The organism is Achromobacter pestifer, from assembly GCF_902859625.1.
GTDB classification, from domain to species: Bacteria; Pseudomonadota; Gammaproteobacteria; order Burkholderiales; family Burkholderiaceae_B; genus Achromobacter; species Achromobacter pestifer.
In genome coordinates this window covers 63,794-70,649 of the sequence record NZ_CADIJX010000017.1, presented here as the reverse complement: position 1 = coordinate 70,649, position 6,856 = coordinate 63,794, and the positions used below count along the sequence as shown (strand labels likewise).

Sequence of the window (6,856 nt, the reverse complement as noted above, 5' to 3'; positions counted from 1 at the left end):
GGAAAACATCTGGGTGACGGATTTGGAAGGCGTGGTCTTCGAGGGCCGCACGGTCCTGATGGATCCGGACAAGGCGCGCTTTGCGCAGAAGACCGACGCCCGCAAGCTGGCCGAAGTGATCCAGGACGCCGACGTGTTCCTGGGCCTGTCGGCCGGTGGCGTGCTGAAGCCTGAAATGGTCGCTGCGATGGGCCCGCGCCCGTTGATCCTGGCGCTGGCCAACCCCACGCCCGAGATCCTGCCGGAGCTTGCGCAGTCGGTGCGTGACGACGTGGTCATGGCCACGGGCCGTTCGGACTACCCGAACCAGGTCAACAACGTGCTGTGCTTCCCGTACATCTTCCGCGGCGCGCTGGACGTAGGCGCCACGACCATCACGCGGGAAATGGAGAAAGCGGCGGTCTATGCCATTGCCCAACTGGCTCAGGAAGAGCAGAACGAAGTCGTGGCCGCGGCCTACGGCACGTTTGATATCTCGTTTGGGCCTGAATACCTGATTCCGAAACCGTTCGATCCGCGCCTGATCGTGCGTATCGCGCCGGCCGTGGCCAAGGCGGCGATGGACGGTGGCGTGGCCACGCGCCCGCTGGCTGACCTGGAAGCCTACGAAGAGCAATTGCAGCAGTTCGTGTACCACTCGGGCGCGTTCATGAAGCCGCTGTTCTCGGCAGCCAAGCGCATCGTGCGCGAAGGCGGCCCGGCCCGTATCGTGTTCGCGGAAGGCGAAGACGAGCGCGTGTTGCGTGCCGTGCAGGTGGTGGTGGACGAAGGCCTGGCGCGACCCATCCTGGTGGGCCGTCCGTCGGTGCTGCTGACTCGCATCGAAAAGCTGGGTCTGCGCCTGCGTCTGGGCGAAGACGTTGAAGTGACCAACCCCGAATACGACGAACGCTTCCACCAATACTGGACGACGTACTGGGAACGCATGTGCCGCCGAGGCATCACCAAGGAAATGGCGCGCGTGGAAATGCGCCGCCGCATGACCTTGATCGGCGCCATGATGGTTCATCTGGGCGATGCCGACGGCATGGTCTGCGGATCGGTGGGCGCCTATCACGACCACCTGCGTTTCGTGGATGAAGTGATTGGCCGCCGTCCGGGGCGCAATGTGTATGCGGCCATGAACATCCTGCTGCTCAACGAGCGCACGGTGGTGCTGGTGGATACGCACGTGAACGACGAACCGACGGCGGAACAGATCGCGGAATTCACGATCGCCGCCGCCAACGAAATGCGCCGCATGTATCTGGCCCCGAAGGTGGCGCTGTTGTCGCGGTCGAACTTCGGTTCGGGCAGCTCGGCCTCGGGCGCCAAGATGCGCCGGGCGCTGGAAATCGTGCGCGAACAGGCGCCGGAACTGGAAATCGACGGCGAAATGCACGGCGACTGCGCGCTGGACGAAGCGCTGCGCATGCGCATCCTGCCGTCTTCCACGCTGAAGGGCGAAGCCAACCTGCTGGTGTGCCCGAACGTGGATTCCGGCAACATCGCCTACAACCTGCTCAAGACGGCAGCGGGCGGCAACGTGGCGGTGGGTCCGTTCCTGCTGGGCTGCAATGCGCCGGTGCACATTCTGACCTCTAGTTCCACCGTGCGCCGCATCGTCAATATGACCGCGATGACTGTGGTCGATGTCAACACGCCACGTTGAAGTCAAGCCAGCCGGCCCGGCGTGCCCACGCACGCCGACCGGCCTGGTCCTGACCGGAGGCGGCGCCCGCGCCGCCTATCAGGTCGGGGTGCTAAGCGCCATCATGGAGCTGCTGGACCCCGACTGGCATTCCCGGTTCCAGAATCCCTTCGACATCATCTGCGGCACGTCCGCGGGCGCGATCAATGCCGCTGCGCTGGCCTGCCGCGCGGATCGGCCCCATCTGGGGGTGCGGCGCATCCGGCGTCTGTGGTCGTCGCTGAATACCGATATGATTTACCGCGCCGATGCGCCCGGCCTGATCCGCACAGGGGTGCGCTGGCTGGGCCTGCTGGCCCTGGGCTGGATGTACTCGGGCTTGACGCGCAAACGGCCCCATTCCTTGCTGGACAACAGTCCGATGGAGGCGTTGCTTGGCCGGGTGCTGGACTTCGGCAACCTGCAAGCGAACCTGGAACGAGGCTCGCTGTCGGCGCTGGCGATCACGGCATCGGGTTACACCAGCGGCGAACATCTGACCTTCTACCAGGCACATACGCCGATCGAGCCCTGGCACCGCTATCTGCGCCTGGCCATCCCCACGCCCATCAGCATCGACCACCTGATGGCCTCGTCGTCCATTCCCTTTGTCTTTCCGGCCCGGCAGGTGCAGGTGCACGGCAAGGGGGAGTGGTGCGGCGACGGGTCGATGCGCCAATTGGCCCCGATCAGCCCGGCCATCCACCTGGGCGCGCATCGCGTGCTGGTGATCGGCACGGGGTTCCGCGACGACACCCACCCCGAGAACCGCGCCGATTCGCCGCCTTATCCCTCGCTGGCGCAGGTGGGCGGCCACGCGCTGTCCAGCATCTTCCTGGACGGGTTGTCGGTGGACGTCGAGCGCCTGGAGCGCATCAATTACCTGATGGACCACGCGGCGCCGGATGGCACCCAGGTGAATGTCAGGCGCATCCAGGTGCTGTCGATCACGCCCAGCCAGTCGCTGGACACCATGGCGCTGGAACACTTGCAGGACATGCCGGCACAAGCACGTGCCCTTTTCCGCGTACTCGGTGTATCGTCCGATCCACACCGTCCGGGAGGCGGGGCGCTGATGTCCTACCTTCTATTTGAATCCAGCTACACCAAGCGATTGATCGAACTGGGTTATGCCGATACGATGCAGCGTAACGACGAAGTGATCGCCTTTTTCAAGGAGGCTCAGGCATGACGCGCAATGGCCAATCTACCTTGCAGAAGCAGCTGCTGCGCGGGGGGGCGCTGCCTCATGAGGGGCTGGACAAGAAGGCCGTGGTGGAGGCTGCCCATGAGCTCGGTCTGGCGCTGTTCGTCGCCAACTGCGACCCGGCCCGTAGCCGTTCGGCGGTATTGCGCGCCATCGTCAAGGCGGTGGACTTTCCCGAATACTTCGGTGGCAACCTGGACGCCCTCTACGATTGCCTGTGCGATACGGTCTTGGATCACAAGACTGGCGTCGTGCTGTGGCTATACCGGTTGCATTCCGGCGACCCCGTGCTGGAAGAAGATGCCGCCCGCATTGAAACGGTATGTTCGGACGCGGCTGATTTTGCCCGTGAGAATGGTCGCATCTTTGCGTTTGTCATTGAACACGCGGGCAAGCACCCCGATCCCGAACCCGGGATAGCGGCAGCGCCCTACGGGGAAAACGACTGATTGGTGGTTGCCATGGGGCAGCCAGGGCTGGGCCCATGGCTGCCGCTGGCGGGCCGTCGACGGGCGAACCGTGCGGAAGAGGGGGCTTTACCAGCCCTGTAACGCGCTGACGGCCGACAACAGGGCCAATCCGGCGGTTTCTGTCCGCAGCACCCGGGGGCCGAATCGCACGGCCTGCACGCCCGCCTGGCGGGCCTGCTCCAATTCTTTATCCGACCATCCGCCTTCCGGGCCCACCAGCAGGCTCAGCGCGCGCACGTCCGGTTCCGCACGGAGCGTGTCGGCCAGATCGCCGGGGGCGTCCGGATGGCACAACAGGCGCAGGCCTTCGGCGGGCTCTGCCAGCCAATCGGCCAGCGATTGGGGGGCATCCACCGTCATCAGGCGATTGCGGCCGCATTGTTCGCCAGCGGATTGTGCAATGCGCTGCCAATGCGCCACGCGCTTGTCCAGCCGGGCGCCAGACAACTGCAACACGCTACGCTGCGCGGCGATCGGGCTGACGCGGGCCGCGCCCAGTTCCACGGCTTTTTCCACCACCCAGTCCATCTTGTCGCCAGTAGGCAGACCTTGCACGAGCGTGATCCGTCCGGCCAATTCGGCTTCGCGCGGGTTGAAATCGCCCAGTTGGGCAAAGCCGGCCTTGCCATCGACATCCAGCACGGCCGGGTATTCGCCGCCCAGTCCATTGAACAGCACGACCGACTCACCGGCCTTCAGGCGTAGTACGCGCAGGGCATGGTGCGCCAGGGCTTCGGGCAGGGCGATGCGGGTGCCGGCGGCAAGCGGGGCGTCGCAAAAGAAACGGGGGGCGGACATGGATGGCGCAAGAGGCATTATCGGAGCGCGTAGCCTACCACTTTGATCCCCCATTCAAAGAAGGTGGGGGCGCTGGAAGCCAGATTGAGCCCCAGCAGGGTCAGGAAACCCACTGTCATTTTCTTGTCCAGGCGTAGCACGTGGGCGCGCAGGTCGGACAGGTCTTCGTGGGTGGCGAAGCGCTTGAGTTCTTCGCGGTTGGGCAATTGCGCGATTTGCTTGCGGATTTCAGCCAATTCCTCGCGGCGTGCCAGCGGAGCGACCGCTGCCGCCAGATCATTGCGCCATTCCTGCCGGAGCTTCGCGGTCAGTTCGGCTTCGCCCTTGACCTGGGCGTATTCAAGCGCATGCGCCACGGCAATGGCGCGTTCTTCACCCAGGGCGGAGCGCAAGGCCATGATGCCTTCGACAGGAATGGTCAGGTTCAGCATGAGGCTCATGGTAGGGTGCTCCAGGGGCAGGGGAAAGCGCTGCATCCTGAATGTCAGACCCCTTTCCCGCAATTGTGGGAAATACGCTGACTTTGCGTCCGGGAAACGCCTGTTTACATAGGGCATCCGGGTGATGGCGTGAGGGAAATCCCCTGATGCTAAAATCGTCTGCTTCGCAACCCACTCAACTGGCCCTATATTCCATGTAGGAGCGCCAGTTTCAAAGAGCCTTCCGAATGAGCAATCCGACCGCCCCTAAACTTGCCTTGGCGGATGCCATCCGCGCCCTCGCGATGGATGCTGTGCAACAAGCGAACTCCGGGCACCCGGGTGCTCCCATGGGCATGGCGGAAATCGCCCAAGCCTTGTGGACGGGCAACCTGCGCCACAACCCGAAGGATCCCGCCTGGGCCAACCGCGACCGCTTCGTGCTGTCCAACGGCCACGGCTCGATGCTGATCTACGCGCTGTTGCACCTGACCGGCTACGACTTGCCGATCGAAGAACTGAAGAATTTCCGCCAACTGCATTCCAAGACGCCGGGTCACCCCGAAGTGGGCATCACCCCGGGCGTGGAAACGACCACCGGCCCGCTGGGTCAGGGTCTGGGCAATGCCGTGGGCATGGCGCTGGCCGAAGCATTGCTGGCCGCTGAATTCAACAAGCCCGGCCACTCGATCGTCGACCACCACACCTACGCCTTCACCGGCGACGGCTGCCTGATGGAAGGCATTTCGCACGAAGTGTGCTCGCTGGCCGGCACGCTGAAGCTCTCCAAGCTGGTCGTGCTGTATGACGACAACGGCATTTCCATCGATGGCCACGTTGAACACTGGTTCGCTGACGATACCGCCAAGCGCTTTGAAGGCTACGGCTGGAACGTGATCCGTGGCGTTGACGGCCATGACGTCGCCGCCGTGGACGCCGCCATCAAGGCCGCGCGCTCGCAATCGGAAAAGCCCACGCTGGTCATCTGCCGCACCGTGATCGGCAAGGGTTCGCCCAACATGGCCGGCACGCACAATGTGCACGGCGCCCCGCTGGGCAAGGACGAAATCGCCGCCACGCGCGCCGCGCTGGGTTGGTCGTCGGAACCGTTCCAGATTCCGCAAGCCGTCTACGACGGTTGGGATGGTCGCAAGACGGGTGCTGCTGCCCAGGCCGAATGGCAGTCCGCGTTTGACGCCTACGCTGCCGAATTCCCCGCCGAGGCCGCTGAATTCACGCGCCGCATGAAGGGCGAAATGCCCGAGGGCTACGCCGAACAGTTCACGGCGTACCTGAACGCGACGCTCGAAAAGGGCGAAACGGTCGCTACCCGCAAGGCGTCGCAATTCGCGATTACCGCCCTGGCTCCGGTGCTGCCGGAAATGCTGGGCGGCTCGGCTGACCTGACCGGCTCCAACTTCACCGACTGGAAGGGCGTTGCCGCCGTCCGCGCTGGTGAAAAGGGCATTCAGTTCGGCCGCCACATCAACTACGGCGTGCGTGAATTCGGCATGGCCGCGATCATGAACGGCGTGGCACTGCACGGCGGCTACCTGCCGTTCGGCGGCACGTTCCTGACGTTCTCGGACTACTCGCGCAACGCCATCCGCATGGCCGCGCTGATGAAGCAGCGCGTCATCCACGTGTTCACCCATGACTCGATCGGCCTGGGCGAAGACGGCCCGACGCACCAATCCATCGAACACGCGGCCAGCCTGCGCCTGATCCCGAACCTGTCGCTGTGGCGTCCTTGCGATACGGCTGAAACCGCCGTGGCCTGGAATGCGGCCGTGACGCGCCCGACCAGCATTGGCATGGACGTGCATGACGGTGGCCCGACGGCCCTGTTGCTGTCGCGTCAGAATCTGCCGTTCGTGCCGCGCGATGCCGCGACCGTGGACGCCATCGCCCGCGGCGGTTATGTGCTGCGCGATGCCGAAGGCGCCCGCGCCGTCATCATCGCCACGGGTTCTGAAGTTGCCATCGCGCTGGACGCGCAGGCGCAACTGGCCAAGGAAGGCGTCGCCGTGCGCGTCGTCTCCATGCCCAGCACCGACGTATTCGACAAGCAAGACGCCGCCTGGAAGCAATCCGTGCTGCCCAAGGGGCTGCCGCGTGTTGCCGTCGAAGCTGGCGTTACTGCTTTCTGGCACAAGTACGTGGGCCTGGAAGGCGCCGTGGTCGGTATCGACCGCTACGGCGAGTCCGCTCCGGCCGGCGCGCTGTTCAAGTTCTTCGGGCTGACCGCCGACAAGGTGGCCGAGACCGTCAAACAGGTTTTGTAAAAAAGGAG

At 64.5% G+C, this 6,856-nt stretch carries 6 protein-coding genes; 4 read left to right on the top strand and 2 right to left on the bottom strand.

From position 1 onward, the window contains the following. The 3 genes from HV753_RS30750 to HV753_RS30740 all read left to right on the top strand — a co-directional run. Positions 1–1,651, top strand: a 1,651-nt coding sequence (locus HV753_RS30750) for a phosphate acyltransferase (protein ID WP_175178353.1), incomplete at its 5' end; no start/stop codon positions are given. After that, positions 1,632–2,861, top strand: coding sequence for a patatin-like phospholipase family protein (locus HV753_RS30745; RefSeq protein ID WP_246288430.1), 1,230 nt, complete (start codon positions 1,632–1,634; stop codon positions 2,859–2,861). The genes HV753_RS30750 and HV753_RS30745, both read left to right, overlap by 20 nt. Then, the gene (locus HV753_RS30740) at positions 2,858–3,325 is read left to right on the top strand and encodes a barstar family protein (protein WP_175178352.1); all 468 of its coding nucleotides are present in this window, start codon (positions 2,858–2,860) and stop codon (positions 3,323–3,325) included. Before HV753_RS30745 ends, HV753_RS30740 begins: the two co-directional genes overlap by 4 nt. 87 nt (positions 3,326–3,412) lie before the next feature. On the opposite strand, the gene HV753_RS30735 is transcribed toward HV753_RS30740, so the two are convergent. After that, positions 3,413–4,144, bottom strand: a complete 732-nt coding sequence (locus tag HV753_RS30735; RefSeq protein WP_175178351.1) for a 16S rRNA (uracil(1498)-N(3))-methyltransferase — start codon at positions 4,142–4,144, stop codon at positions 3,413–3,415. 17 nt (positions 4,145–4,161) lie between these two features. Then, entirely contained in the window at positions 4,162–4,584 is a 423-nt protein-coding gene (locus HV753_RS30730; RefSeq protein WP_175178350.1) for a hypothetical protein, read from the bottom strand. A 227-nt stretch (positions 4,585–4,811) separates the two neighbouring features. On the opposite strand from HV753_RS30730, the gene tkt reads away from it, so the two are divergent. Continuing rightward, positions 4,812–6,848 carry a transketolase gene (gene tkt, locus HV753_RS30725; RefSeq protein ID WP_175178349.1) on the top strand — a complete coding sequence of 679 codons (2,037 nt, stop codon included), beginning with the start codon at positions 4,812–4,814 and terminating at the stop codon, positions 6,846–6,848. The last annotated feature ends 8 nt before the right edge of the window (positions 6,849–6,856 follow it).

What these genes read in the sequence shown, in the direction of transcription:
- HV753_RS30745 (WP_246288430.1), top strand. Translation starts at nt 1,632, where the DNA reads ATGTCAACACGCCACGTTGAAGTCAAGCCAGCCGGCCCGGCGTGCCCA.
- HV753_RS30740 (WP_175178352.1), top strand. Translation starts at nt 2,858, where the DNA reads ATGACGCGCAATGGCCAATCTACCTTGCAGAAGCAGCTGCTGCGCGGG.
- HV753_RS30735 (WP_175178351.1), bottom strand. Translation starts at nt 4,144, where the DNA reads ATGTCCGCCCCCCGTTTCTTTTGCGACGCCCCGCTTGCCGCCGGCACC.
- HV753_RS30730 (WP_175178350.1), bottom strand. Translation starts at nt 4,584, where the DNA reads ATGAGCCTCATGCTGAACCTGACCATTCCTGTCGAAGGCATCATGGCC.
- tkt (WP_175178349.1), top strand. Translation starts at nt 4,812, where the DNA reads ATGAGCAATCCGACCGCCCCTAAACTTGCCTTGGCGGATGCCATCCGC.